This is a genomic window from Pseudomonas mandelii (genome assembly GCF_006438925.1).
Lineage (GTDB): Bacteria > Pseudomonadota > Gammaproteobacteria > Pseudomonadales > Pseudomonadaceae > Aquipseudomonas > Aquipseudomonas mandelii_C.
This window is the reverse complement of record NZ_RCZA01000011.1, coordinates 192,525-218,206: the sequence shown is the minus strand read 5'-3', so window position 1 is coordinate 218,206 and position 25,682 is coordinate 192,525. Positions and strand designations below refer to the sequence as shown.

The following is a 25,682-nucleotide window of genomic DNA, read 5'->3' as shown; positions in this document are numbered from 1 at the left end:
ACATCTCTTATCCCTCTACGAAAATTACTTTCACTCCGTTTGAAAATCACACCTAGAAATGTTTTATGAGTTTCACAACCCATTCGACGTGACCCTTTCGAGGAGTACCGCATGACACCGTCCTTCGGCTATTGGCTGCTGGTTTACGCCGCCATCGCCATCATCGCGTTGATCGTTCTGATCGCCCGTTACCGACTCAATCCGTTCATTGTCATCACCTTGGTGTCCATCGGCCTGGCGCTGCTGGCCGGAATGCCGCCGTCGGGCGTGGTGGGGGCGTACGAAGCGGGCGTCGGCAAGACGCTGGGCCATATCGCGCTGGTGGTCGCACTGGGCACGATGCTCGGCAAAATGATGGCCGAGTCCGGCGGCGCCGAGCAGATGGCGCGAACGTTGATCGACCGCTTCGGTGAGAAAAATGCGCACTGGGCGATGGTCTGCATCGCTTTCCTTGTAGGACTGCCGCTGTTCTTCGAGGTCGGTTTTGTACTGCTGGTGCCGATTGCATTTACCGTGGCACGGCGCGTGGGCGTGTCGATTCTGATGGTCGGTTTGCCGATGGTGGCCGGGCTCTCGGTGGTCCACGCGCTGGTGCCGCCACACCCGGCGGCGATGCTGGCAGTGCAGGCCTATCAGGCCTCGGTGGGGCAGACTTTGCTCTACGCGATCCTGATCGGGATTCCGACCGCGATTATCGCCGGTCCGCTGTACGCCAAGTTCATCGTGCCGCGCATTCAACTGCCGGAAGATAACCCGCTGGAGCGTCAGTTCCTTGAGCGTGAACCGCGCGACAGCCTGCCGGGTTTCGGCATCACCATGGCGACCATTCTGTTGCCGGTGGTGCTGATGCTGATCGGTGGCTGGGCCAATCTGATTTCCACGCCGGGCAGCGGTTTCAATCAGTTTCTGTTGTTCATCGGCAACTCGGTGATCGCCTTGCTGCTGGCGACCTTGCTGAGCTTCTGGACGCTTGGCCTGGCCCAAGGCTTCAACCGCGAATCGATCCTCAAATTCACCAACGAATGCCTGGCGCCGACCGCCAGCATCACCTTGCTGGTGGGCGCGGGCGGTGGCTTGAACCGGATTCTGGTGGACGCTGGCGTCACCGACCAGATCGTCAGCCTGGCCCAGGTATTCCACCTGTCGCCGCTGTTGATGGGCTGGCTGTTCGCTGCATTGATGCGCATCGCCACCGGATCTGCCACGGTGGCCATGACCACCGCGTCGGGCATCGTCGCGCCGGTGGCCATTGGTCTGGGTTATCCCCATCCAGAGCTGTTGGTGCTGGCGACAGGCGCGGGGTCGGTTATCTTTTCTCACGTCAATGACGGCGGTTTCTGGTTGATCAAGGAATACTTCAACATGACCGTCGCCCAGACCTTCAAGACCTGGACGGTGCTCGAGACCATTATCTCGGTCGTCGCCTTCGGTCTGACCGTTGGCCTTTCTTACCTGCTTTAGCCGGAGCCGCCCGCCATGGACATCCTCTACCAGATCCGCGCCCGTCAGGATTCCTTCAGCGCGGGTGAAGGACGCATCGCTCGGCTGATGCTCGACGACGTAGGATTTGCTTCCGCCGCCAGTCTCGATGAGCTGGCGCTGAGAGCGGAAGTCAGCACCGCCACACTCTCGCGTTTTGCCCGCACCGTTGGCTGTCGCGATTTGCGCGATCTGCGCCTGCAACTGGCTCAAGCCAGCGGTGTCGGCAGTCGCTTTTTGGACCCGGCGGGCACGCCCGAGCAGTCGGCGTTTTACGGGCAGATCGTTGGCGATATCGAGTCGACCTTGCGCCAGCATCTGTCGGCCTTCGACGAATCACGTTTCGCCGATGCGGTGAAGCTGCTGGGTAAGGCGCGGATGATTCACGCCTTCGGCATGGGGGGTTGCTCGACCTTGTGCAGTGATGAGTTGCAAGTGCGGCTGGTGCGATTCGGCTACCCGATTTCGGTGTGTCACGACCCGGTGATGATGCGCGTCACCGCCGCCAGCCTTGATGCCGAGCGCGCCGTCATTGCCTGTTCGCTGACCGGCCTAACGCCCGAACTGCTCGAGGCCGTCGAGCTGGCGCGCAACTACGGCGCACGAATTGTCGCCATCACCCGGGCCGACTCGCCGCTGGCGCAACTGGCTGATGTGCTGCTGCCGCTGCAAGGTGTCGAAACCTCGTTCATCTATAAACCCACGGCGGCGCGCTACGGCATGTTGCTGGCCATCGACGTACTCGCCACCGAGCTGGCGCTGGCCAATCCTGAAGACAATCAAGAGCGTCTGCGGCGGATCAAACTCGCCCTGGACGATTACCGCGGCGGCGACGATCACTTGCCGCTGGGAGACTGACATGATGTACGACACGCTGATCCGCAACGCCCTGATTATCGATGGCAGCAACGCGCCCGGTTATCCCGCCGACGTGGCGATTCTGAACGGCCGCATCGAGCGTATCGGTAACTTGCACGATGCCAGCGCCACCGAAGAAATTGACGCCGCCGGTCGCGTGTTGGCACCAGGTTTCATCGACGTGCACACCCACGACGACACCGTGGTGATCCGCCAGCCGCAAATGCTGCCCAAGCTCAGCCAGGGCGTGACCACGGTGATTGTCGGCAACTGCGGGATCAGTGCTTCTCCGGTGAGTTTGCGCGGCGATCCGCCCGACCCGATGAACCTGCTCGGCACCGCCGCGGCGTTTGTTTATCCAAGGTTCAGCGACTACCGCGCTGCCGTCGAAGCGGCGAACACCACGCTGAACGTGGCTGCACTGGTCGGTCACACGGCGCTGCGCAGTAATCACCTCGACGACCTGTTTCGAACCGCAACACCCGATGAAATCACCGCGATGCGCGAGCAACTGCGCGAGAGTCTTGAGGCCGGAGCGTTGGGTCTGTCCACGGGGCTTGCCTATGCCAACGCGTTCTCGGCTTCCACCGATGAAGTGATGCAATTGACCGAAGAGCTGACCGCCTTCGGCGCGGTCTACACCACCCATTTGCGCAGCGAATTCGAGCCGGTGCTGGAGGCCATGGACGAAGCATTCCGGATTGGCCGCCACGCGAAATCGCCGGTGATCATTTCCCATCTCAAATGTGCAGGCGCGGGTAACTGGGGGCGCAGTCCGCAACTGCTAGCGTCCCTCGAACACGCGGCGAAAACCCACCCGGTAGGCTGCGACTGTTATCCCTACGCGGCGAGTTCATCGACGCTGGACCTCAAGCAAGTCACCGACGCTCATCGCATCACCATCACCTGGTCAACGCCGCACCCTGAAGTGGGTGGCCGTGACCTGATGGACATCGCCGCCGAGTGGGGCGTGCCGCTACTTGACGCCGCTCGACGCCTGCAACCGGCCGGCGCGGTGTATTACGGAATGGACGAGGCTGACGTACGAAGAATCCTTGCGCATCCGCTGTCGATGATCGGCTCTGACGGCTTGCCGGAAGACCCGTTTCCGCATCCACGTTTGTGGGGCGCTTTCCCACGGGTGCTCGGACATTTCAGTCGCGACGTGGGGCTGTTTCCGCTGCACACCGCCGTGCACAAGATGACCGGGTTGTCGGCGGCGCGATTTGGATTGAAGGAACGTGGCGAAATCCGTGAAGGACATTGGGCGGATCTGGTGTTGTTCGATCCTGTGACCATCCGCGATGTGGCGGATTTCAATGATCCGCAACGGGCGGCGGAAGGGATTGATGGGGTGTGGATCAATGGTGTTTTGAGTTACAGCGAAGGTCAGGCAAATGGAAGAAGGGAAGGGCGGTTTCTGGCGCGGCAAGGGGACTTGCGTGATGGATTTCAGTAAGCATTCCGAGTGCTGCGTCACAGTGATGGCACATTGAGACTAAAGAAAGCCATTACCAAGCCGAAGCGCTGACATCTCGCCCGGCTACACTCTGGGCCTTATCAGTCTGGGAGCAACTCCATGAGCTTCGGCAAAACCACCCCGGTTCTGCGGATTTTCGATGAAACCAAGGCATTGGAGTTCTACGTCGACTTCCTGGGGTTCAAGATCGACTGGCAACATCGCTTCGAGCCGAATTTTCCGCTGTACCTTCAGGTTTCCCGAGGAGAATGCGTGCTGCATTTGTCAGAGCATCACGGCGACAGCTCGCCGGGTTCGGCACTACGTATCGAGACGGACGAGCTGGAGGCGTTTCAGCAGCAACTGCTCGCCAAGGAATACAAGTTTTCGCACCCACAGATCCAGGCCATGCCCTGGGGGAGCCAGGACATGACGATCAGTGATCCGTTCGGGAATCGGTTGGTGTTTACCAATGCGATCAGTGTTTGAACGGATAGGGCTTTTGGGAAGCGTTTCAGTCAGGCCACGCTGTCAATGTCCAGGGCCGTTTATTTGCTGTACGCGAGCGTTATACGCTGCGTAATTTATGGGCGTGCGATGGGTCCAGACCTGGACCGATTTGGGAATGATGCCGCTGCAATTTAAGCAGGCTATAAATGGCTTTGGCGCGTGCGGACCGATTAATTTAGTGGTGGAAAGATTCGTATTCGAAAGCATTCTTTCAGCCTTGTCCGGGAAGAGAGCAACAATTGAGTTCAGCGCCCGCACCTCGCCATGAGCCCCTGGTCCTCCGGTCAGTATGGGAATGATCCCGTCACTGTGCTCGATATGCTTTTCAATTAAATCGCGGGTCCATTGCTGGAGTTCATGGGCGTTCGCGGCTGTTCTGCTTAGTGTTGGGTGCTCCTCCAGCATATCCAGACTTATTGTTATTCTTTGAAGCCGGTCATCTTTCGTGGCGCTATATCGACTGGCCAAATCTGTCATGTAGTCAGCCGTATTACCGATCTTGTAGCTTCCGAAGCTCAAGTAGAAGTCAGGGCTTGTGGCGGTGCCTGCATAATTGTTATCTACCCCGGAGTAATTCCGCGGGCCAGATCTTGGCCCATTCAAGTTGTAGAACCGGCTGGCGTTCACGATCCCCTCATCCCGCTCATCCCAAAAGTCGGCAGTAGAGTGAACAACAAGATCTTTCAGACTATTTTTGCTGAGGCCGAATTCGGGATCACGTCCACCGGCATCTTCGGTTGGCTTTTTCTGTTTCTTTGCTGTGCCGCCCGCGTTGGCATTCGCAGTCGTTACGATTTTTTTCGCAACTTCATCCTTTAGCCACGGGGTAGTGAAATCAATGAATTGTATTTTGCCCAACCCTTGGTGATCGATAAATCTAACGGGGTTATTCCCCACCATGGCATACAGATTCAACCCATCCACGGCACCCGCAGGATCGGGGCTGATCCAGCGCTGCAACCACGGCGCGTAATACCGATGACCGTAGTAATACAGCCCACTGGCATCGCGCTCCTTGCCGGAATACCGGATGGTTCGGTAGTCGGCCTCCACGGCCGAGCGGGACGCTACCCATGCCGTTCCTCCATACGGCAAGTAACTCTCCTGACTGATCAGCCAGGCCTTATCGTCGAGTTCGATTGAACTTGAACCCAGATGATCATCGAGGCTATAGCGCAACTGGTTTGCCGCGATGCCGTCCGGTCGACCTTTGGTCCAGTGCAAGTAGCGCACATTGCAGCGCCCGGCTTGCAGGGTGATGACTTCCAGTCTTTCGTTATGGCGGGTACGAATTTCGAGGCCCGGCAGATAGCGGACCTCTCGGGTGTGAGTCACCGACGCGGCATGGGTTGTGTGGATTTTTCGTACGCGTTGCCCGTTACTGTCGTAGCAATAACGTTCATCGTCATCAGGGCCATCCTCACGCGTCACCAGCACTACGTTGTCAAGTTGATCGCGTATGTTCCATTGCAGCGATCGGCCGGGTTGCAGTGCTTGCAGATTGCCGTTTGTATCGAATGTTGCGGTCACACCGGGCGTTGAGTCGCCCTTGTTCCAGGACAAGAGGCGATTGCTTGCCGCTGCAACGTTCAGCGTCCGGGTGTAGTTATTGCGATCACGCACATGGCGCAGTTCGGTCAAGTTACCACCCGCGTCGTACTCGTACTGTTCTGAAAAGTTGAACAGTTGCAGCGCATCAACAGGTGCCCTGCTGGACATGGGGAGGTGGGGTTGGTTGTTCGGTCCCGCTGCTTCACGACCTGTAGCGCTGATCAGTTGATAGAGGCTGTCGTAGGTAAACGTGCTGACGGCTTCAACCTTCTGGTTACTGCCGAACTGTGCCGGCTGGGCTTTGTCTTCGATTTTCGTCACATTGCCCACGGCGTCATAGGCGTAGTGAAGATCTTGCAAGATGCTCGACGAAACGGATGCGCTGAGTGAGGTCAGTCGACCGCTGGCCGGGTCGAACACTGCACGGCTGATAACATCATTCCCGGCAGTCTGGGATTCAACCTGACCAAACGCGTTATAGCGCAGATCCTTGAAGATGATCTGTTCAGTCGTCGCCTCCTTGATCAACAGGCTGACGGCCTTGAGCTGGCCGGATACGTCAAACGAGAAGCGCTGTCGATGTCCGCCTGCATCGATCTGTTGTATGGATTGTCCCAGTGCGTCGTACTGCCAGATCGTCGCATGTCCTTTACTGTCTTCAAGCAGGCTGTCACATGCTTTCTCGTCAGCCGGCCAGTTTGGTCGATCGGCGTTGCGCAGGAAGTGCCGCGTATGGCCAAGGGGTTTGGCGCAGATCGCGTGTCCTTCAGTAATCAAGGTGCCGGCGCAGTCATCATGACGAGTCAGCTCTCCACACAGATTACGTGATGCGTTCTGTGGAGAGCTGTCGCCGTAGGTCATACGCTCGACTACGTTCAGGGTATCGCCTGCTGCTTGTTCCTGGATGCTGACCGGCCTTAGCTGGTCGTCGTAGTGGGTGTGCCGAACATTGCCGCGCTGGTCCCAGTTACGCACTATGTGTCCTGCGTCTGCGGGTAGATTGACCTGCCACCCGGCGTCAACACTGTCTGTCTGTAACAATCTGCCGGACAGGCTGTAAATGCTGCTCAGATTGGCCCTGGACTCGCCGTGGGACAGTCGTGGATCCCACTGCGCAACCAGACGCCCCGCAATGTCATGCAGTTGGCGCGTTATCCTTGCCTGTGCTGTTGCGGCCGCGTCGCTACGCCAGTAAGCGACATGCCGGGTTGTCAGACCTCGGCTGTCGACCGCGGTCAGCGTCGGTGTCTTGCTATGCAATTGCGCGCTCATGCGGCACCTCCGGAAATGGCAGGTGTCTTGGGCGTGATCTCTTCGAGCGTATCGTTCTCGTCCTCCTCAACGGTGTACCAGGGATGTCGGGTTTGCCGCCGCATACAGGAAAGGTCGCCTTGTCTGGCGAGTCGTGTGCAGGCTGGTCGGCCCAGCGCATCGTAAAACTGCAGGTCGTAGTGGCCGAACTGCCGCAAGGACACATCGTTGATGTACTGATGGTGATTGGCAAAGTACGGCCGGTAAGTGCGGATCGCCAATCCCTTGTTGTTGTATTCAACCCGTTCGCTGATACGCCAGCGCATAGCTGACACCTGCTCGAGCGGTTTTCCATTTTCAAGCGTCAATCCACCCTTGGCGTCGACAACATAAGCGGTCCCTGATTCAACCAATTGCTTGCTTTGCAATGTTCGGCCGAAGCCATCAAGGCAAGTAACGCTGATGTGGATTTGTTGCTGCTTGTCGTCGGGGTAACGATCGGCGACCAGGGTGGCGACGTGTATCGGCTCACGGGGCGACTTGTCGATTTCGATCTTCAATTTCTCATCATCGGCAGAGTGCTTCTCAAGTGCCGCCAGACGATCTCGGGCACGATTGCAAATAAACCCACCGGGTAGCAAATCGCCCTTGGTTATGCAGCGCGCCAGCCAATCAGCCTCTTTCATGGCCGCCTCCGAGATGCATCCCATCCAGCTGAACGGCGCTGAAAATGTGGTGCTGGCGGCTTTCTGTAACGCTTTTTTACCGTCTGCGATGGCATCGCCCGGCCTGGTGAATGTCGGGCGCTTGTAATCAGCAATCGGTTTGAAACCTGTGGGTTTGTTGCCTTCGGTGCCGTAAAAACTGTTGGCCAGCAACCGGCCAAAGCTGTTGTAGAGAGCTTCATGGACGTTGCCGTTCGGGTCGACGATGCGCAGAGGTAGAAGCGAACGATAGTCGTAGGTTGCTTGAGTGGCACAGCGATCGGGCAGCCTGAACTCAGTGATCAGGCAACAATGCTTGTCATAGAAAACCTTGGTCACGCCTTGGCTCTTACTCGCTTGGAAACTCTTTATTTTGTAGAAGCCCGCCAAAGTGGCGTAGGTCGAAAAAGAGCTTTTGACCGACCAGAATTTTTCTGAGGGCGCCGAAAAAAAATCGGTCATGCGCTGATAGCCCATTTGTTCGATCAGCTCTTCTGTGGGGCGACTCGCCTGCGGCAATACGTCGAAAGCAGTCAGGGCCGTTTCGTCGAGCTCGGCAGTTTCCAGATAGTCGGCAAGGGCTTCGAAGTGCGCGACACCCTCCTTGAGGGTTTCTGCGGTTGAGGTGTTCTTATAGCGCTGCACCGAAAGGCCAGTCAGAACACTCTGGTGGGTCCAGGCTGATTCCTTTACCCGTTCGAGGAGTTTTTCGTACGTCATGTCCTTTGCCGGCAGCCCTCCATTCTCGGGCGCCTTGGGTCGTTTCTGTGCCCGGGTGCGCTGACGATAGGGCAGGCCCAGTCGCCATCCTTGGGGCGCGTCCAGATGGATGAACTCGGCGCGGGTTTCGCTCAGGTAGTAGAACTGTTGCGCCGGATCATGCGCATCGCGCCACCATTGTTGTTGATCGGTATCGCTGAAGGGCGGGGTGTCGTCGGCGGCTTTGCGTCTGGCGTAATGGACGCTCACGCTGTGGGTCAGAGCGCCGTACGGGTCATGCCGCAGATTGAAGGTGTGCTGACATTGCGGGTCATCAGCGATGCCTTCGTATTGATAGCTGATGGATTCCAGCGCCAAAGGCAACATCCGGGCGTAGTGCCGTTTGCCTTGCGGCACTTGCAGCAAGCGAACCCGATAGCGGTTTTCCTGGACAGAATAGAGCGTGCTGATTCCTGAGCGCTCATCGATGCCAAAGACTTCGCTGCGCAGCACTTGGCCACTCAGGGCGCGTGCCATTTCCAGGGTTGTCGACAGGTCTGGCGAATCGATTACAGCGTCACTGTCAGTCTCGGACCGGTATTGGCAAAGCAGCGATTTGCCCGGTTCCACAGCGTGTTTGTCAGTGACGTCGAAACCGTCACGGGGCATGTCCACCGCTTGTCCCGTATGGAACCAGCTCTTTGTCAGGCATGGCGTTGTAAAACCTTCCAGTGGGGTATCACTGGGGGGCGTTTCACTGTCGACCTGTAGCAATAAGCCGAAGCCGCGAAACTCCCGCTCGATACCATCATAGTATCCTTGGCGATAGGAAAAACTCTGGGTCAGGCGATTGCCAGTGATCTCGTCGAGTTGGGTCTTTTTCGAGACCACATGCATGGCAAATGGCAGGTGACAGATGGGAGGTTTGCCGGCTTTGATTTTCTCCGCTTTCTCATCCAGCCATTCCTGCGCCGAACTGCGATAACTGATGCAGTTTGCGGCGCCCATATTGTTATTGGCGCCGATGAGCAAATAGGGTTTTGCACTGACGAAATCGTAGCGCCAATGGCGGGGCGTCATGTTCGGCGTGCTCAGTATCAGGCTGGAGCAGCCGAGCCCTTGAAGGCTGTCGAAGCTCACCTGACATAAACTGTTGAAGCGAACACCCTCTGGCCAGGTCAGCCTGACCGGCGGAGCAAAGCTGTTGCCGCTGCGGTTCATATAGATAAGCGCATGCTTGGACTCCAGGTAAATCAGGTCGGTAGCACCAGAGCCGTCCAGATCCGCCAGACGAATACGCGAAGCGTCGAACGCCTCGTATGCAATGCCCGGCGACCCGAGCACGAGACCTTTGCCGAAACGCCCGCGGCCCAGGTTTGGCCAGCACTTCACTTCGTTGTGACGTATGCGTACCAGGTGTTGTTGACCACTGCCGAGCATGTCGCTGAAGGCGACCAGTTCGCCGGGTGAAGACGTCAGCACGGGAAGGTCGTCGTCATCCTTTTTACGAGGCACTTCGACAGCGGGGGCGAAGCCTTTCTTGCGCCGGTTGGCGTACAACCGGACGCTTCGGGGTCCTATCATGGCGAGGTCGCTGAGTCCGGCACCCATCAGGTCGGCCAATTGGCTTTTTCGCTGGAAAAACTCAATCGGGAACGCATCGAACGTGGCAAATCCTGACCACTTTCGCTCGGCATCAAGCGAGAAAAACCCGCTTGACTTCGGCTGGGCAGTGATCAAGTCCAATCGACCATCGCCAGTCAGATCGCTCAGTGACTGAAACGCCATCCTGGCGGATGCAGCCGTCGGTACTGCGGGGACGACGCGCAGCTGGTCGTAAGCCACCTCGTTGCTTTTGGCTTTGGCGCGAATGGGTTCGCGGTAGTACCAGCCAGCGCTATCCCGATACAGCACACCCGCCAGACCTTCGCCGTACAGGTCCACCCATTGATAACGTTGCCCGTCGTTGAGACCGGGCATGTTCTGAAACGGCTGCCACATGCTGGAGGCTGCCGGTAGTTCAAAGGCGCTGTAGGTGAATTCCATGGGCGGGCGGTTTTCGGCGGTTGTCGCCTCTGTGTAGGCCTGCTCATGGGCGGCGCTCAGATGCTGATACCCCAGAGGCGTCTGTCGGTAATCGATTAACAGGCGTCTGACCAGAACCGGATCGTTACCCAGCTCTGCGGGAAAACGATGGAACATCAGCACCTGGCGGCACAGGCGATGTGTGCGTATTTCAAAGCCATAGGCGAAACTGGAAAAAGCGTCGTTACGTGTTAGCCATTGCTGTCCGGCGTACGCCGGTTTCTCTTGATAATCCAGGCTGCGTTCGCCGTAGTCGAACACCAGTTCGAAGTGCCATTGCACCGTTTTCAGCTGATCCGGTTTCCATAAATACAGCTGCGCGTCGGCCTTGAAATTGCCATAGCTCACGCTGCTCAGGTAGCGCTGCGCCTTTTCAGCCGTGTACTGGTAGAGAATGTGCTCGCCGTGCGGGTTCACGCTTTCCTCCAGCAACCATTCGGCAACACGGTTCGCATCCTCGGGATCGGCGCGACGCGATGCCGGTTGTCTGCCGAACACGTGAAGGCTGCCATCGGCACCGTGCACCAGCCAGAAACCCGGTCTGTCGTTTTTGGAAGACCAGTGTTCGATTCGGTCAAAGCTTTTTTCGAGGCGCGGGAAGTGGCGTACCACGGTGTAGGTTGTATCCAGTTGCAGATCGTTGTAGCGAGTAATGTTGGTTGTGAGCGTGCCCTGAGCGCCTTGCTCGGGCATCCACACCACTGCGCCGGGGCCGACGATCTCGTCATCGTCGGCATAGGCCGGCACACCTTTGCTGGTGCGTCGCGCCACGACAGGCAAAGAAACTCCCCAGCCGATGCCAAACTCACTGTTACCGACTGAACTGCCATAGCTCAGCGACAAGTCAGGTGCGAAGCCGCGTCCCGGAGAAATGGGTAAGGCGACTTCATACGAGGCAGCACCCTGGGCGCCGATATCGCCAAAACCCTTGCCGATGCTTTGAATGGCGCCCCCGCCTTTTGGCAGTACAGGAGCGGCGACGGACATTGTGCCTTGTTCACTCATCGCGAAACTCCAGGCCTTTTGGCCGTGTATTTCACATGCACGATGATGTCGGTCAGCGAATCAAGCATGGCTTTCTGCGCCGTGTGGTTCGGGAAGGTCAGGCGCCACGTTGAAATCGCCCCGGTGTATTCGAAAGGCAGGTAGCGTTCATCGAGAAGGTTGAGAGTGAACAGGCCGCTATCGTCGTCTCCGGTGGAAAGCGCGACTTGTTGTTTAACGCGCGGATCCTTGATGCTCGGTCCTTTGGTATCGGTAGACAGGTACATCGAACTGGACGTTTGAGTCAGCGTTGCCCTGATGTTTTCGTAGGGGCTCACAATGCCCGGTATCGTCACGCTGAGGGTCTTGATACGCCGCAGGTAATGTCCTTGTCCCTTCCAGTCGTCTTCAAACATTTTATGGGTCAGTTCGAAATCACAGCTCCCTTCCTCTATGAGCGAGGTGTGAATCTGCTCCCAGGTCCGATTGATCTTGCTGGTCTTGTCCTTATCCTTGAGAGTTCTCAGGGATACGGTTTTAGTGATTTCCAGGCCGCGACGGTTAGCCTTCAGGAATTCGGCCTGCATTGTCACCAGACGGCTCTTGAGGCTCTCACCTGCTGAAAAACCACGGTAAGTGGTGTTCCACTTCCCGGGTTGAATGAACCGTCTGGTGTAGTCGGCGCACTCGTATTGCCAGCAGGCCTCGGCGGCCAGGCATAAGTCCAGCGCCACTTCATAAGCCTGTTCATACAACGTTGAAAATTGATTGTTGAGCCATTGATAAAGCTGCTTGTTGGTAAAGCGCTTGCGGAGAAAGTCGTGGTTGTCTCGGGCATGGCTCAATGCTGTTTCAGCCTGTTTCAGCTGCAGGCGAGTGACCTTTTCCTGCTCGGCAGATTGCGCGATTTGTGCCGTGATCTGTGTCAGCTCAAGTTGTGCCTGATTACGATTCAACGCCCACTCCTCCCGACGGCGAGCGAACTGTGCATTACGGTCGAGGTTGCTCGCCTCGGAACGAGCCTGCGTAGCTCGCAGCTGTGCGAGAGCGCTGGTGGCATAGGCTGTCCCTTCCCAGCGCGAACCACCGTTGGCGACGCCAAAGATGTTTGGAATCAGCATCAGGCCGCCTGCGACGGCCTGGGCGGATGCTGAAGCCATTTCTTCGGTGGCGCTGCTCAAATACAGTCGACCAGCCTCGGCTTCTTCCGGGGTTACATCTTTCTCCAGTAATTGCTCGTAGTGCTTCAACCGCCCGAGGATGACTTGTTTGCCAGTGTTCAAAAACTCACGGTTTTTACTATCAACGCTGAGCGCCTGGGTTTGCAACGCGACGGAAATTTTTGCCATGTCCCAGGCTTGTTGTTGCTGCTGCTCTTGCAGATGAGCCTGTTCCTGGCGTTCGATCAGCGACAATAGCGTGGAACCGAACTGGATCACGCTGTCTACCGCACTCAACGCCTGACTGTGCATGGCGTTGAAGCGATAGTGCCAGAGCGCAGGTTTGTGTAATTGCGAATTGACGCCATAGGAGACGCCCGACGCACGGAGGCTGACCAGAACTTTCGGGTCCATGGGCGCCGCGAACAATGGCAAACGCAACGGCTTGCCGCTGATGTCGATGTTGTGTCGCAGGTTGTACAGGCGACTCTCGACAATGTCCCAGCGCTTGAGTAGCTCCGGGTTGAACGGCACGCGCAGGCTCGAAGTCTGGATAGCAGGCAGCGCCTCTCGTACGTCTCCTCCTGGGAGCCTGATCGAGCCATTGGCGTTCAACAGGTTCAGTGTCTTCTTAAGTGCACGGCGCTTCTCGGTGTGGTTCGCGCTCAGTGCTTTCAAACTGATGGACGACCATTGATCCGCCCATTGAATAACCGGGCGCGAGCCAAGAAGAGTCGATGCTCGCATATACCAAAGCTTTGCCTCGACGAGACTATCTGGCGTCAATTCCCGGTACGTGGCATCGCCCCGATTGATCAAGATGTCGAGATAAAGCAAGTAAAGCGCCTTGCGAGCGTGCACTGGGTAGCTTTGGGAAATCATGTGCGGATCATGCGGGGCGCGAGCGGCATAGGAGGGCACGTCGGTGCCGGTCAAGGGCACAGTCTTCCAGCATTCGGACAGTCTTCGGCCCGGATCGAAGAGGTATTTGATCCAGCGTTCGGCCTCGACGTATCGCCCTTCCGCGTTTAATCGATGTGCTATCAACCAAGGTAAATTAAGGAACAGCTCTGCGTAATAGCGGCCGTTGGGGCCGTGAAAGTCCATGGATTGATCAGAGTCGCCATTAGATATTTTCGGTTCCCGCAACTGTTGTGTTTCCCGGCTGAACAGTTCATCCAGACTGTTCTCGGCACGACCGGTCAGCTCGGTGGCAAGCAAGGTATTGAGTCTGATGGGTTGACGATCTACCAGACCGATATCGCTGTGCAGTATCAATGAGTCTGAAAAATCGAGATATTGCACTGAATTATTATTTGAAAGTTTTGGAGTGCTAAAACGATCCGCCGTACTAACTTCAATGCCCCCGCCAAACCAATGCTCGTCATTTTCATGTATTGTTAAACCATATTGGAATATTTCAGTGGTTCTAATTAGGTTGCAATTTTCAAAATGGAAGTGGTACGAATCCGTCCCTGAGATAAGAGGGGTGGTTTGAACGAGTTGGGGCATTGCTGACTGTTGAACTACAAATAAAGAAGCTGCTTGCGAGTTTGAAATTAAGTCCGGATTTAGATTCAGGTAAATGATTGTTTCTGAACTATGCATCGCGTAATCTACTTTGTAGTATATTGAGTCAGTTGGCAATAATGGTGTCTGGGTAGGGGCAGGTTTTATGGTTCCATGTTTCGTGTGATTTGTTTCCTGCTTTGATTGCAGGTAGAAAACAGGTTTGGATAACTCGTTTATAGGGTGTTTGTGAATGTTGTATGCAAGTTTGTAATGCGGAAGTGAAAGAGGCTCTAGTATGTTGTAGCTCCGAGAGGGAGGGCCAGGGATGTGAGTAAGATTTTTATTAATGCTTGCGGAACTTAAAAAGAGAGGGGTGTTGTTTTGCTTGTGCTCATAGCGATTCCACCCGTCGTAAACACCGTTTGTATAGGACGTCCTTGGCAGCATTAATTCTGCTTGCTCGCCATACAATACGATGGCAAGGAGCAGAACGTCTTGTGAATTCTCTCTGTTTTGGACGGCTACCGTATTTATACGTGATTTTATTTTGTCTGGGTGCAGGTCGGATAATGGAGTTTCTTCGATAGGGCGTGATGTGTGTTTGCCAAGCAAGCCATTATTGACATATTCGTTCAAGACCGTTTGCGGTGAGCTCCAGGTGTCGTTAGTCTTTTTGTAGCAGTAACTCATCAATAGTTGAGGATCTCTTCTGTTTTTTGTTACACCCGCCGGGTCTTGATGAATGCACTGGGCCCAGGTAACGAACAGCCGATTATTGAACCAGACAGGGCGAATGGTGTGTTCGATGGCGTCGTGCGGAATAGGGATATCTGCTTTTTCCCAGTCCGACCATGCGTACGGTTCGGGATGGTCCTGTTTGACACGTTTTCCACTTGCGGTTTTCTCGCCGTTATATGGCCGTTCGGCCATGTTCAGTGAGCGCCAGAAATAAGTATGCCCGGAACGCGATTTGGCAATGAAATAGTATTTGCTATTGGCGAAATCCGTGCCGTCGATATACCCATTGAGAATGTTTAGATTGGATACTTCCTCAAAGCGCGTCAGGTAAGATTTTACGGCCGACTCAATGGCCTCAGGTTGAATCCGGCTTTGGTTTATGTCGTTTTTCAGTTGTTTGAAATTATCGCTGTCCGTGTTTCTGAGGCTTGGATCGAGGTAAATCTCAGGGTAATACAATAGTTTTTGGTGGCCCGCCCAGATTGAGTAACGACGCATTTCGTCGGTCCAGGTCTTTACTCGCTCAGGCGTTTTAGTCGCTGGGCCGTAGCCGGGCTCCATGTCATGCAGAATGCGGTAAGTGTATTGCTGCAGGCTGGCAATGGCACACGCAACGGGGGAAGTGCGAACACGCTGGCTAACCTGTACATCAAGCAACCAAAACTCGCTGAGATCCTCGACAGTCTTTAGCTTGAGTGTCTTTTTGGTGGTGTCGGAGGGCACAACTTTCTTCAAGTAATACGCCAGCTGAACATCGCGCAGGGTTTCATCAAGTTTTGTTAGTACATCCTTCATATTCAATCCTTGAATATTTGCAAAAGAAAGGCGTGTCAGAAATGAGCCGCGATCAGGGCTTCCCCAACGGTTTTCCAGTCTGCAGTGGGTTTTTCGGTGTTTAACGAAGCTGCCAGTTTCAGGTTGTTGACCGACAGGCCTGTCTCTTCGCAGCATTTTTTGCAGCGTATGACCCAATCCACTTCTTCCATTGATCGGGCGCGCTGGTGCGGCAAATCGGCAGTCAAGGTACCGACCTCTTCAATCGTCCAGTTCAGGAGCTCAGCCAGTGAGGTGTTGGAATTGTTAATGGCCACAGCGTCCGACTGTCCATTGGCCTGTTCTAGGTAGTTCAGAAGCCTGGTTTCTGCTTGTACATGGTGGTGGGTGCAAGTACTGAATCGATCAAGCAGATACAGCGTATGGGGCGTCAGTGTCCCGTAGTTGCCGTGTGCAAGCCATGCCGGGTTATTCAGCAATTTCAGTAATGAGGCATTGCTTATCAACAGCGCCTGTATTGCCTCGGTAGCGCGCAGTGCGCTTGCGAATAACCGTGGTTTTTTCCCGGAGACGAACGTCTGCGGAGTCATTTCATCGAAAATCGCGACTTCGGAAGTCTCGGCCAATTTCATCGCGCACGGGACTTGTTCCCTGGAAAGAGCGGCCACATCGTGCAGAAGTTTTTGCACCAGAAAAACTTTTTTCTCATCCGTGTCATGCGGACTGTTTTGAACGGTTTTAATTTGATCTTCCAGTGTCGGGTTCAACGCCAGTTCGTCCTGGGTTTTATCGAGTAAGCGGCACCATTGCTTGACCGAATAGTTATTTTGCTTGAGCCAGTCAACGGCCCAATCCATCGCCATCAGTACGTCGAAAATGTCGCTTTCGGAACTGCTTTCCGCCTTTATGGTCCCTGTCACCAACGACTTACAGAATGCTTCGCCCCCCAGCAATCGTGCCAAGTCTGTGCATTCAGAAGGTGACAAGCCAAACATCTGGGCGATTCGTGCCTGACGGTAAATGGCAGAGGCGCTCGAGAGATCATGTTTGAATGACGTCAGGTGTTTCTTGCTTTGTCGCGCGATAAGTAGAAAGTCATCCTGTGTGACACTCGAATCTAGCCCCGCTTTTAAAAAGTGTAGTGTCGCCAGGGATTCAGGGGCGTCGATATCAATGTCTTTCCCATTGTTTTCTATCAGAGGGCTCGTGGATGGTTTGGTTTTACTGAATACCTGATCGAACAATGATTCGCGATCACCGCAGGAGTAAGTTGGCATGTTGTGGTAAAGCGAAGCAAACTCTTCTGGCTTGATGCTAAAGCGCTTGTTCATGTAGTGATACACGCCGAGTGCCCGTAACATGTTGCTGTTCATGCCATGATGTATGCCCGGTGCCGACAGGTCGACGTTAGTAGTTAAAGTGTCAAGCTCGGCGAAGGAAATATCTGTCCAGCGGTGCAGTCGGATCATTCGTAGCATGCGATCCAAACGGTGTGTGTTTAAGTTGTAAAATTTCTGGTCCGCCGCAAAAACTTTACCGTCTGATTTTCTATTGATGTACAGGCAGCCATAAAGATGGCGAGCGGACCATAAGTTATGAATTGACTCGTTTGGGAAATATTTACCGTAAGCCAGTAATTGTTCAATCTGATCGCCTGTCAGTCCGGTTAACTCCTGGAAACTATTGACGCTCCACAAAAGATGGTAGTTTTCAGAGCCGTAGGCATTCCATGCCACATCGTCACCGTACGGCGCGGTGAGCAGTTTCTGTTGTTCCGGACTTAAACCTGATAGCAGTTTTTGAGACTCGGCTCGCGTTCTCGAAGTTCCTCCATAAGTCGAATTTACTCCCGAGAACGGCAGTTCAAGACTGACCCGATAATTAAACTCACCCAGCGCCGGCTTATCATCGCCCAACGCGAGCAGGCATTTGTGGTGATGTAAATCGTAGGGCAACTGAAGCGGATAGTGCTCGCTGGCCAATACCTCTTGAACGGTCTTTTTGTTGTTGGTTTTATCCAGATGTTGTTGGATATGAGTCTTCAAGGTGTCGTTGACGATGCTCAGCATCGGGCGTTCAACGAAAGTGCTTTGTGCGTCCAGCATTAATGCCGGGATATCAGGGCGGCGTTGTTCCAAGGTGATTTTGTCTGAGTGTGTAGACGATTTTTCCAGCTCAAGGGAAAACCGATACAGCGCCCTCAGATAGGCCGCGGGAGAGTTGTTGGCCGCTATATTGCCTTCATGGCAAAACTGGTCCCAGTTTTCCTTGAACAGCGATTGATAGGTGATGGGTACGGATGCCTGTTCGGAATCTGCGTTTCGTCGGTTACGCTGTATAACGTCGTCGGACGATACCTGCTGCTCGTAATACAGACGATTAATCATGTGTGCACATGCAACCGCGTTGTCATAGATCTGCTGTGCATCGGCAGCGCTGTGCAGTGCTAGCGCATTAGCAAAATCTTCCGGCGACATGCTGACGATGTCGAACACCGAGTCAATCTGCATATTCTGCATAGCTGTTTTGAATTCGGTGTTTGTTCCGTCTTCGCTGGAAGTAGGGTCAACGAGTGGGTACAGAAGGGCGTCGTTATCGTCCATGTGTTGTGTATCTCCTGATCGAACAGAGTGTTCCGGTCAGAAGAAACTACAGAAGCTAGCAGCACGGGGAGATAGGAGGACTGAGATTGATCCGTATGAAAAGACGATTTTTCGTGCGGGTTCTTAGGGGAGGGATGCAGGTTTTTCAGGCAGATGCCGATGGCAGGCTGGTTGCCAATGGCTCCCACCTTGCGTGGGAGCCTTGGCAAATATGAGTCATAGGGGTGAGGGTTAAACCCTGAAGTGGCTAACCATCATCTGCAACTGATTGCCCAACCGCGCCAGTTCAACACTGGACGCAGCGGTTTCATCGCTGGCGGCGGCAGTCTGTTCGGACACGTCGCGCACGTTGATGATGCTGCGGCTGATCTCTTCGGCCACGGCGCTTTGCTGTTCGGCGGCGGCAGCGATCTGCTGGTTCATCGACTGGATGTTGGACACCGTGCGGGTGATGTTTTCCAGTGACACGCCAGCCTTGCGGGTCAGCGCAACGCTGCTGTCGGTCAGGGCGCGGCTGTTGTTCATCACGGCGGACACTTGTTGTGTGCCGTTCTGCAGACCGGCCACCAGGCCTTCGATTTCTTCGGTGGATTTCTGCGTTCGCTGAGCCAGGCCACGGACTTCGTCGGCAACCACGGCAAAGCCACGACCGGCTTCACCGGCACGGGCGGCTTCGATGGCGGCGTTGAGCGCCAGCAGGTTGGTCTGTTCGGCCACGGCCTTGATCACGTCCATGACGCTGCCGATCTTGTCGCTTTCCTGTTGCAGCACGCTCATGGCTTCGGTGGAGCGCGCCACTTCAGTGGCCAGGCGTTCGATCTGGGCGATGGCTTCGTTGACAACCTTATCGCCTTCGCGGGCTTCGCCGTCAGCAGCGGCGGCCGCCTGGGAGGCTTCTTCGGCGTTGCGCGCAACTTCCTGCACGGTGGCAGTCATCTCGTGCATGGCGGTCGCCACTTGATCGGTTTCGATCTTTTGGCTGTTGACCCCGGCGCTGGTTTGCTCGGTCACCGCGGATAGTTCTTCGGCAGCACTGGCGATCTGGGTGACACCGTCGCGGATGCCGCTGATCAAGTCGCGCAGGGTTACACCCATGCGAGCGATGCCTTGTTGCAACACGCCGAGTTCGTCGCGGCGAGTCACTTTGACGTCCTGGGACAGGTCGCCGCTGGCGATGCGTTCAACCACGGCCAAGGTGTCGCGCAGCGGGCCGGTAATCTGACGGGTGATGATCACGGCAGCAATGATGCCCACCAGCAACGCCAGCAAGGTGCTGATCAGCTGCAGCGTGCGAGCCTGAGCGCTTTCGGCGTCACGGCGGTCGAGCTGGATCTGATACAGCTGCTCGCTCAGGGTTACGATAGCGGCGCCCTGGTCGGTCATTTCCTTGCGCGCCTGCACTGCATCGCTGTTCGCCGCTTTATAAGCCTGCAAGGCGCTGCGGTAGTTGGTCAGTGCGGTTTCCAGCTGACGCAGGGCGTCTTGCTGGGTGTCGGCGAAATGCACGTTGAGGGGGGTAAGGCTGGCGATCGCCACGTCCAGTTGGCCGACGGCTTTTTGCTCGGTCTCGGCGTTGGTGGTCGCGGTGTAGCCGCGCACTTCGTAGCGGGCCAGCAAGAAGGCTTCCTTGGCCGCCGTGATGGCCTGGAATTGTTCGAAGCGCTGGTCGCTCAGAGGCATTTGCTGCACGCGGGTGTTGATGGCGTTGATCAGCGTGTTGGCGGTGTCGGCATTGGCGCCCATGGCGTCGCGCGCGCTGTTACCGGTGCGGTACGCGCTGCGCATTTTGTTCAGGGACGTCTTGTAGGCGTCGATGACGGCGCCTTGCTCTTTGAGCAGCTTGAGGTTTTCCGGGCTCTTGAATTTCACCAGCAGCGCTTGTTGCTGAGCGGAAAACGCCTCGAGCGTGGTCTGGACGTTCTGTGCGGCGGTTTCGTCGCCGTTGGTCAGCATGTATTGCAGGCGAACCACACGCAGCTTGGTCAGGCCGGCATTGAGCTGGGTGATGTCGCTCATCCAGTTGCTGCGGTCAATCAATCCGCCCAGGCTCGTCCAGCCGGTCAGGGCGAGGACGCAGGTCAGGGCCAGGACCAGGCCGAACCCCAGGCCCAGCTTCATGTTCACGCTGATATTGCCGAACCAGCTATTCATCAAAAGTCCTCCAGGAACGTTGTGCTTCTAGATCGTCGGTTGGCTGGAAGATTGTTGTTTTTGGTCGCCAGCAAGGTGTGTAGCAGGACTGTATCGGCAGCCATTGCGAGAGCTGAATGGTTTTTGCGGGACCGATGTGTAACAAGGCTTTTGTGCAGGTCTTAAGCTTTTTTTCACATGCGTTTCACCGACTGCCGACGCCAGCCTCCTTACTCTCGCCGCACCGAAGAAAGTGATGCGTGCCTGAGAGGCGGTTTGATGTGGTATTGAGACTGAGTCTGTTCGGGGTAAAACGCTCGATTGATCTGAGCCGTTTTGCCCGCTATCGCAATGCGGCTGTCGTGCTCGCCTCGGCGCTGTTGGTGATTCCTCTGACGGTGTGGCTGTTGCAGCCGGCCGCTGTACCGGACCTGGCCCATGGCAATGTGGCCGGCGCCCGGGCGTTGGCGGCCGATTGGGTCAAGGGCAACGTAATCGTGCTGGTGCGTCACGTCGAACGCTGCGATCATTCCAGCGCCGCCTGTCTGAGTGGTAACGATGGCATTACCGCTCGCGCTCGCAGCGTCGCGGTGGGGGTCGGTGCACAGTTCGAGCAACTGGGACTGAGCAGGGCCGACATCTACAACAGCCCCATGATCCGTACAGCGCAGACCGCTGGCTACATGTTCAACAAGGTCGGAGTCGGTGAAGAATGGTTGATCAATTGCAAGGGCAGCATGCTGCGTGACACTCTGGCGCACAAGGTGGCCGGGCGAAACCTGATTCTGGTGACCCACAGCGAATGCATGTCGCAACTTGAGAAAGACCTCAAATTACCGGCTTCCACTCTCGGTTATGGTGCTTCCTTGTTTATTTCTGCCGAAACGCCTCAGGCGCCGCACATGCTCGGCTTCATCGAAGCCTCGGATTGGCACTCGGTGACCACCGAATGAGTTTTTAATCATCTCTCTGGATCAGGACACACCATGCTCACTGCTTCCCGCTACCGCTTTTACTGGGCGAACTTCGGCATTCCGCTGGCCTGTGCGGCCGTGGTTTTCCTGCTGTTCGACCTGACCAAAATCGACATCGCGTTCAATGATCTTTTTTATGACCCGATCACCAAGACGTTTCCCCTGGATCATATTTATCTGTTCGAAAAGATCACCCATAAATGGGCGCGCATCATTCCGAACTGGACCGGTGAGATAGCGATCATCGGCGCCTTGCTGTCGTTTCTCTGGCCACGCCTGAAGGCAGAAAAGCACTCGAAAATCATCGCGTTCCTGGAAAAAATCAAGGTCGCGCCGGTGCTTCGGTTCGCCAGCAAGCACCGCCGGGACTTCCTCTACGTGGTGCTCGCGTTCTCCATCAGCACCGGTGTGATCCACTACCTCAAGGGCCACACCAGCGTGTATTGCCCGGTCGAAACGACCCAATACGCGGGGAAAATCGAGCATAAGGAGTGGTATCAGAATTTCGATCTGCTGAAAGTCGCCGGCAAGGGTCGCTGCTGGCCGGGCGGGCACGCCTCGGGCGGTTTCACCATGCTGGCGCTGTACTTCGTGGCGCGCCGCTACCGCTGGCGCTATTCCAAAGCGGTCATGTACGGCTCGCTGCTGCTCGGTTTTGTCTACGGCACGACGCGGGTTCTGCAAGGCTGGCACTACATGTCCCACACCTTGTGGGCCGGGATTTTCGTATGGCTGGCGTGTTTGCTGACAGCCCTGGCGTTCTATGGGCGGGCGCGGCTGGAGCAGCCGGTGCTGCAAGCGCATGAGCGGCCTGAAAGCGTTGCTCAGACGCAGACGGCTAGCTGATTCAAAAGACTTGAACGACAAAACCCGCCAACCCTGAAGAGGGGGGCGGGTTTTTTATTGTCTGTCCCGTGGAGCGGTGGCTGGGAGATGGCCTTCGGTGTGACTGAACCGCCGGCAGAGGGTTCACTCTCCGACGAAGTAATACGCCTGACGCCCCACCATCATGATCTTCAGCACCTTCAACGGAGCGGCCGGTTCGCTCTCACCCGGCATCACCGCCACATTGCTCGGGGACGCCTTTAAAAACTCATGCAGCTGCGCCTCGGTGTCCAGTCCCTTGATCACCCGTTGGGTGTAGAACACGGTGGCACCGCCTAGCCGTTCATTGGCCTGGAACAGCGCGACTTGCTGCCCTTTGGCCTGTAGCGTCTGAATGTGTTCGGTCAGTGGCAGGAAGGACAGCTCGACGTCGGCCCTGGGCATTGCCCATTGCGCGGCGGCCAGGTAACTGGCGATCACCACCGTGAGCAAACCGGCGGCCACACCTTGTCGGTGCCGGGCAATACGGCCGATCAGGCTCGAGGCGCCTTCACGGGCCTTCAGTCTTTGGAGCAGGACGTGGGCATACTCCGCCGCAATCACGGCGGCGGCGGGCGTCATCGACATCAAGTACACGGTGCGCTTGCTCGAGGCCAGCGTCAGCACGACGAACTGCGCCAGTATCCACAGGGTAAAAAACAGCAAATAACGGTTGGCTATCAGGCTTTTGCGAAAGTGCCACAACCCCAGATACACCAGAATGTTCCAGGGCAGGAACGCTTCCGGCAGCTTGGCCAGGTAGTAGTAGAACGGTTCGTAATGCCCGGCTTCGACGAAAGAGCCGCTGAATCGGCCGACGCTGTTGGTCAGCAGTACTTCGCTTACGGCATGGGCACCGTCGCGTTGGTACAGCGCAGCGAGCCAGATCAGCAGCGGGATCAGCCCTAGCAGTGTCAGCAGCCCTGGTCGTAGCCAGTCGGCCACTTTCAGGCGTTTGTCTATCAGGCTCTCGGCAAGCAGGAACGCGAGGATCACCACCCCGGGCATCGCCAGTCCCAATACACCTTTGCTTAAAGTGGCGATGGCAATCCCCGCGGCAAACAGCAATGCGTTGCCAACCGTGGCGTGCCGTTGTCCCTGGAAAAACGCCAGCAGCGCCATGGTCACGCCGAGGGCGAGCAAGGCGTCCTCACCGACACCGCGCACGTTGCTCCAATAACTGGCCATGGTTGCCAGCAGGATCCCGGCGGTCCAGGCAATCGTCTTCGGCCGGCCGAACCGGCGCAGCATGGCGTACAACACCATCACGGTGAACAACCCGGCAAACGCCGATGCCAGCCGCACCGTCCACGGCGTGCCACCGAACACACGGATCGCCCCGGAGTCGAGCCAGAGGCTCAGGGGCGGTTTCTCCAGGAAGGATTCACCGAACAGGCGTGGCGTCACCCAGTCGTCATCCAGGTACATTTCCATGGCGATCCCGGCGACCCGGGCCTCGGTAGAACCTTGCAATTGATGGTTGCCAAAGGCGAAGAAAAACAGCAAGCAACCAAGCAGGAAAAGCAACGGGGCAGGACGCGACATAAGGTTCTGGCCATCGACGAAAGGGGGCCGAAAAAAAGCGGGCTAAAAAAAGTATACGGGGCGAATTCTTAACAAAGTGTGAACAACTGGTGTGATCTATTAATAGCAAATGTCGACCCTTGCTTTCCCTTAATGCCTGGCTGGCCATGCCAAGTGAGCCCTTGATTGAAACGACCCCACATTCCATCACCCGCTGCAAAACGTTTTGTTCCCGGAAAAGCTGTTCGCAGGCTAAGCATCGTCGCGATCTTCTTGCTGATTGGCGCAGCGATAGTCGGTTACTGGATATTTACGCCGCCGGCGCCGTTTGTTCCGTTGAGTGGTCTGGACCCTTCCGCCGTGTCGATGATTGCCTTGGGCGACCAAGGCAGCGGCGATCTGCAACAGTGGCGAGTGGGTCAGGCCATGGAGCGAGTCGCGGCCAGAGACGGGCGGCTGGACATGGTCGTGCTGTTGGGCGACAACTTCTATGGCAAACCGCTGACCAGTACCCACGACCTTGGCTGGCAAATGAAATTCGAGCGCGTCTATTGGGGCCAGTGGCTGAGTCATGTGCCGTTTTACGCCGTACTGGGCAATCACGATTACCCCAAGTCGCAAAAGGTCGAACTCGAATATGGCCGGCAGCGCAAGGGCTCGGGTCGCTGGCAGATGTCGAGCAACTTCTACGTCAAGGATTTCGGCAGCGTCGATGGGCGCCCGTTGGTGCGAATGGTGTTCCTCGACACCTCGGCGCCACGGGAATCCTTTCAGCGTCAGATCGACATGCTTGACCAGGCCTTCCAGCAACCGGGACCGGCACCGGTATGGCGTATTGCGGCGGCCCATCACCCGGTCCGCAATCATGGACAGCATGGTGAGGACGGTGAACTGGTCAACCTGTTGTTGCCCGCACTGGAACGCAACAAAGTCGACGTGTTCCTCGCCGGGCACGACCACAATCAGCAACTGCTGCTGCGCGCGGCCGAGCCAGCCTGGGTGGTTTCCGGGGCCGGGGGGCAGAAACTCTACGCCGTTGGCGCCGCAGCGCAGGACACCTCGTTTGCCAGCGCACATGCCGGTTTTGCCAAACTTGATTTGAATCCCAGCCAATTGCGGCTGACCTACTATGACGATCGAGGTAACCTGGAAACCGGTTATCGTTGGGACCGGGATTGTCAGTGGATGGCCAAAGGCTGCCTGTTGCCCGAAGTTGCGCAAAAGGTGGTCGTGCAATAACACGATGAGCGCTTAGCGGTACTCGGTACTCGGCGCCGGGTTGATCAACGCCGTCAACACATGATCCTGCCAGCGCCCGGCGATACTCAGGTAGGCCTTGGCGTAGCCCTCACGTTCAAATCCCAGGCGCTCCAGCAGCCGCGCACTGCGTTCATTGCCAGGGATGTAATTGGCCATGATCCGGTGCAGCTTCTGCTCATCGAACATATAGCCGATTCCCGCCTCCAGTGCTTCCAGCATCAAGCCCTGGCCCTGATGAGATTCGTCGATGTGGTAACCGAGATAGCAGGCCTGAAACGCCCCGCGAGTGATGCCGCTGAAGTTGCAGGCGCCGATCATCTGACCGTTGTCCGGATCCAGCAACGCGAAATGCACCGCCAGACCGGCCTGGAAAGCGCTGGCTTGCACCTCAAGGCGCGGGCGGATGCGTTCAGGGCTGTGGTAATCGACGGGGCGAATCGGCGACCACCGGGCGAGATGCCTCAGGTTGCGCCGGTAGAAGTCGCTTTCCAGCGCCGCCTGTTCAGGGTCGAGCACTGCCAGCGTCAAGCGTTTGCAGGGCAGGGATAGCAGCGGCATAGGGC

At 56.4% G+C, this 25,682-nt stretch carries 14 protein-coding genes and 1 pseudogene; 7 read left to right on the top strand and 8 right to left on the bottom strand.

The annotated features are described in order from the left end of the window. Positions 1-111 precede the first annotated feature (111 nt). From EAH74_RS24590 to EAH74_RS24575, 4 genes are all read left to right on the top strand, one after another. Positions 112-1,461: a GntP family permease gene (locus tag EAH74_RS24590; protein WP_111450494.1), complete on the top strand. Its 1,350-nt coding sequence runs from the start codon at positions 112-114 to the stop codon at positions 1,459-1,461. Positions 1,462-1,476: 15 nt separating this feature from the next. After that, on the top strand, positions 1,477-2,337 hold the full coding sequence (locus EAH74_RS24585; RefSeq protein ID WP_140681708.1) for a MurR/RpiR family transcriptional regulator: 861 nt from the start codon (positions 1,477-1,479) through the stop codon (positions 2,335-2,337). Between the two features lies 1 nt (position 2,338). Further along, positions 2,339-3,796: an N-acyl-D-amino-acid deacylase family protein gene (locus EAH74_RS24580; protein WP_140681706.1), complete on the top strand. Its 1,458-nt coding sequence runs from the start codon at positions 2,339-2,341 to the stop codon at positions 3,794-3,796. 120 nt (positions 3,797-3,916) lie between these two features. Beyond that, positions 3,917-4,285, top strand: coding sequence for a glyoxalase superfamily protein (locus EAH74_RS24575; RefSeq protein ID WP_140681704.1), 369 nt, complete (start codon positions 3,917-3,919; stop codon positions 4,283-4,285). Between the two features lie 42 nt (positions 4,286-4,327). Here EAH74_RS24575 and EAH74_RS24570 read toward each other — a convergent pair whose 3' ends face one another. The 6 genes and pseudogenes from EAH74_RS24570 to EAH74_RS33960 form a co-directional block, all read right to left on the bottom strand. Next, positions 4,328-7,129 carry an RHS repeat-associated core domain-containing protein gene (locus tag EAH74_RS24570; protein ID WP_140681702.1) on the bottom strand — a complete coding sequence of 934 codons (2,802 nt, stop codon included), beginning with the start codon at positions 7,127-7,129 and terminating at the stop codon, positions 4,328-4,330. Next, positions 7,126-11,601, bottom strand: a complete 4,476-nt coding sequence (locus EAH74_RS24565) for a SpvB/TcaC N-terminal domain-containing protein (RefSeq protein WP_140681700.1) — start codon at positions 11,599-11,601, stop codon at positions 7,126-7,128. Before EAH74_RS24565 ends, EAH74_RS24570 begins: the two co-directional genes overlap by 4 nt. After that, positions 11,598-15,785 carry a neuraminidase-like domain-containing protein gene (locus EAH74_RS24560; RefSeq protein ID WP_140681698.1) on the bottom strand — a complete coding sequence of 1,396 codons (4,188 nt, stop codon included), beginning with the start codon at positions 15,783-15,785 and terminating at the stop codon, positions 11,598-11,600. Before EAH74_RS24560 ends, EAH74_RS24565 begins: the two co-directional genes overlap by 4 nt. 35 nt (positions 15,786-15,820) lie before the next feature. Next, positions 15,821-18,367: a Tc toxin subunit A gene (locus tag EAH74_RS24555; protein WP_140681696.1), complete on the bottom strand. Its 2,547-nt coding sequence runs from the start codon at positions 18,365-18,367 to the stop codon at positions 15,821-15,823. Positions 18,368-18,598: 231 nt separating this feature from the next. Then, entirely contained in the window at positions 18,599-19,312 is a 714-nt protein-coding gene (locus EAH74_RS33965; RefSeq protein WP_403144941.1) for a methyl-accepting chemotaxis protein, read from the bottom strand. Positions 19,313-19,456: 144 nt separating this feature from the next. Continuing rightward, positions 19,457-20,383: pseudogene (locus EAH74_RS33960) on the bottom strand (methyl-accepting chemotaxis protein); the annotation flags it as partial. Positions 20,384-20,778: 395 nt separating this feature from the next. Here EAH74_RS33960 and EAH74_RS24545 point away from each other — a divergent pair. Both EAH74_RS24545 and EAH74_RS24540 read left to right on the top strand, forming a co-directional pair. Then, positions 20,779-21,450, top strand: a complete 672-nt coding sequence (locus EAH74_RS24545) for a histidine phosphatase family protein (protein ID WP_140681692.1) — start codon at positions 20,779-20,781, stop codon at positions 21,448-21,450. Between the two features lie 33 nt (positions 21,451-21,483). Further along, positions 21,484-22,317, top strand: coding sequence for a phosphatase PAP2 family protein (locus EAH74_RS24540; protein ID WP_140681690.1), 834 nt, complete (start codon positions 21,484-21,486; stop codon positions 22,315-22,317). Positions 22,318-22,440: 123 nt separating this feature from the next. On the opposite strand, the gene EAH74_RS24535 is transcribed toward EAH74_RS24540, so the two are convergent. Then, entirely contained in the window at positions 22,441-23,880 is a 1,440-nt protein-coding gene (locus tag EAH74_RS24535; protein ID WP_140681688.1) for an ArnT family glycosyltransferase, read from the bottom strand. A gap of 165 nt (positions 23,881-24,045) precedes the next feature. Between EAH74_RS24535 and EAH74_RS24530 the strand changes: the two genes are divergently transcribed. Beyond that, positions 24,046-25,098, top strand: a complete 1,053-nt coding sequence (locus EAH74_RS24530; protein ID WP_240050556.1) for a metallophosphoesterase — start codon at positions 24,046-24,048, stop codon at positions 25,096-25,098. A gap of 12 nt (positions 25,099-25,110) precedes the next feature. Here EAH74_RS24530 and rimJ read toward each other — a convergent pair whose 3' ends face one another. After that, positions 25,111-25,677, bottom strand: coding sequence for a ribosomal protein S5-alanine N-acetyltransferase (rimJ, locus tag EAH74_RS24525; RefSeq protein WP_140681686.1), 567 nt, complete (start codon positions 25,675-25,677; stop codon positions 25,111-25,113). Positions 25,678-25,682: the final 5 nt, after the last annotated feature.

Coding starts and splice junctions, on each gene's coding strand:
- EAH74_RS24590 (WP_111450494.1), top strand. CDS start 112: ATGACACCGTCCTTCGGCTATTGGCTGCTGGTTTACGCCGCCATCGCC.
- EAH74_RS24585 (WP_140681708.1), top strand. CDS start 1,477: ATGGACATCCTCTACCAGATCCGCGCCCGTCAGGATTCCTTCAGCGCG.
- EAH74_RS24580 (WP_140681706.1), top strand. CDS start 2,339: ATGATGTACGACACGCTGATCCGCAACGCCCTGATTATCGATGGCAGC.
- EAH74_RS24575 (WP_140681704.1), top strand. CDS start 3,917: ATGAGCTTCGGCAAAACCACCCCGGTTCTGCGGATTTTCGATGAAACC.
- EAH74_RS24570 (WP_140681702.1), bottom strand. CDS start 7,129: ATGAGCGCGCAATTGCATAGCAAGACACCGACGCTGACCGCGGTCGAC.
- EAH74_RS24565 (WP_140681700.1), bottom strand. CDS start 11,601: ATGAGTGAACAAGGCACAATGTCCGTCGCCGCTCCTGTACTGCCAAAA.
- EAH74_RS24560 (WP_140681698.1), bottom strand. CDS start 15,785: ATGAAGGATGTACTAACAAAACTTGATGAAACCCTGCGCGATGTTCAG.
- EAH74_RS24555 (WP_140681696.1), bottom strand. CDS start 18,367: ATGGACGATAACGACGCCCTTCTGTACCCACTCGTTGACCCTACTTCC.
- EAH74_RS33965 (WP_403144941.1), bottom strand. CDS start 19,312: ATGCACGAGATGACTGCCACCGTGCAGGAAGTTGCGCGCAACGCCGAA.
- EAH74_RS24540 (WP_140681690.1), top strand. CDS start 21,484: ATGCTCACTGCTTCCCGCTACCGCTTTTACTGGGCGAACTTCGGCATT.
- EAH74_RS24535 (WP_140681688.1), bottom strand. CDS start 23,880: ATGTCGCGTCCTGCCCCGTTGCTTTTCCTGCTTGGTTGCTTGCTGTTT.
- rimJ (WP_140681686.1), bottom strand. CDS start 25,677: ATGCCGCTGCTATCCCTGCCCTGCAAACGCTTGACGCTGGCAGTGCTC.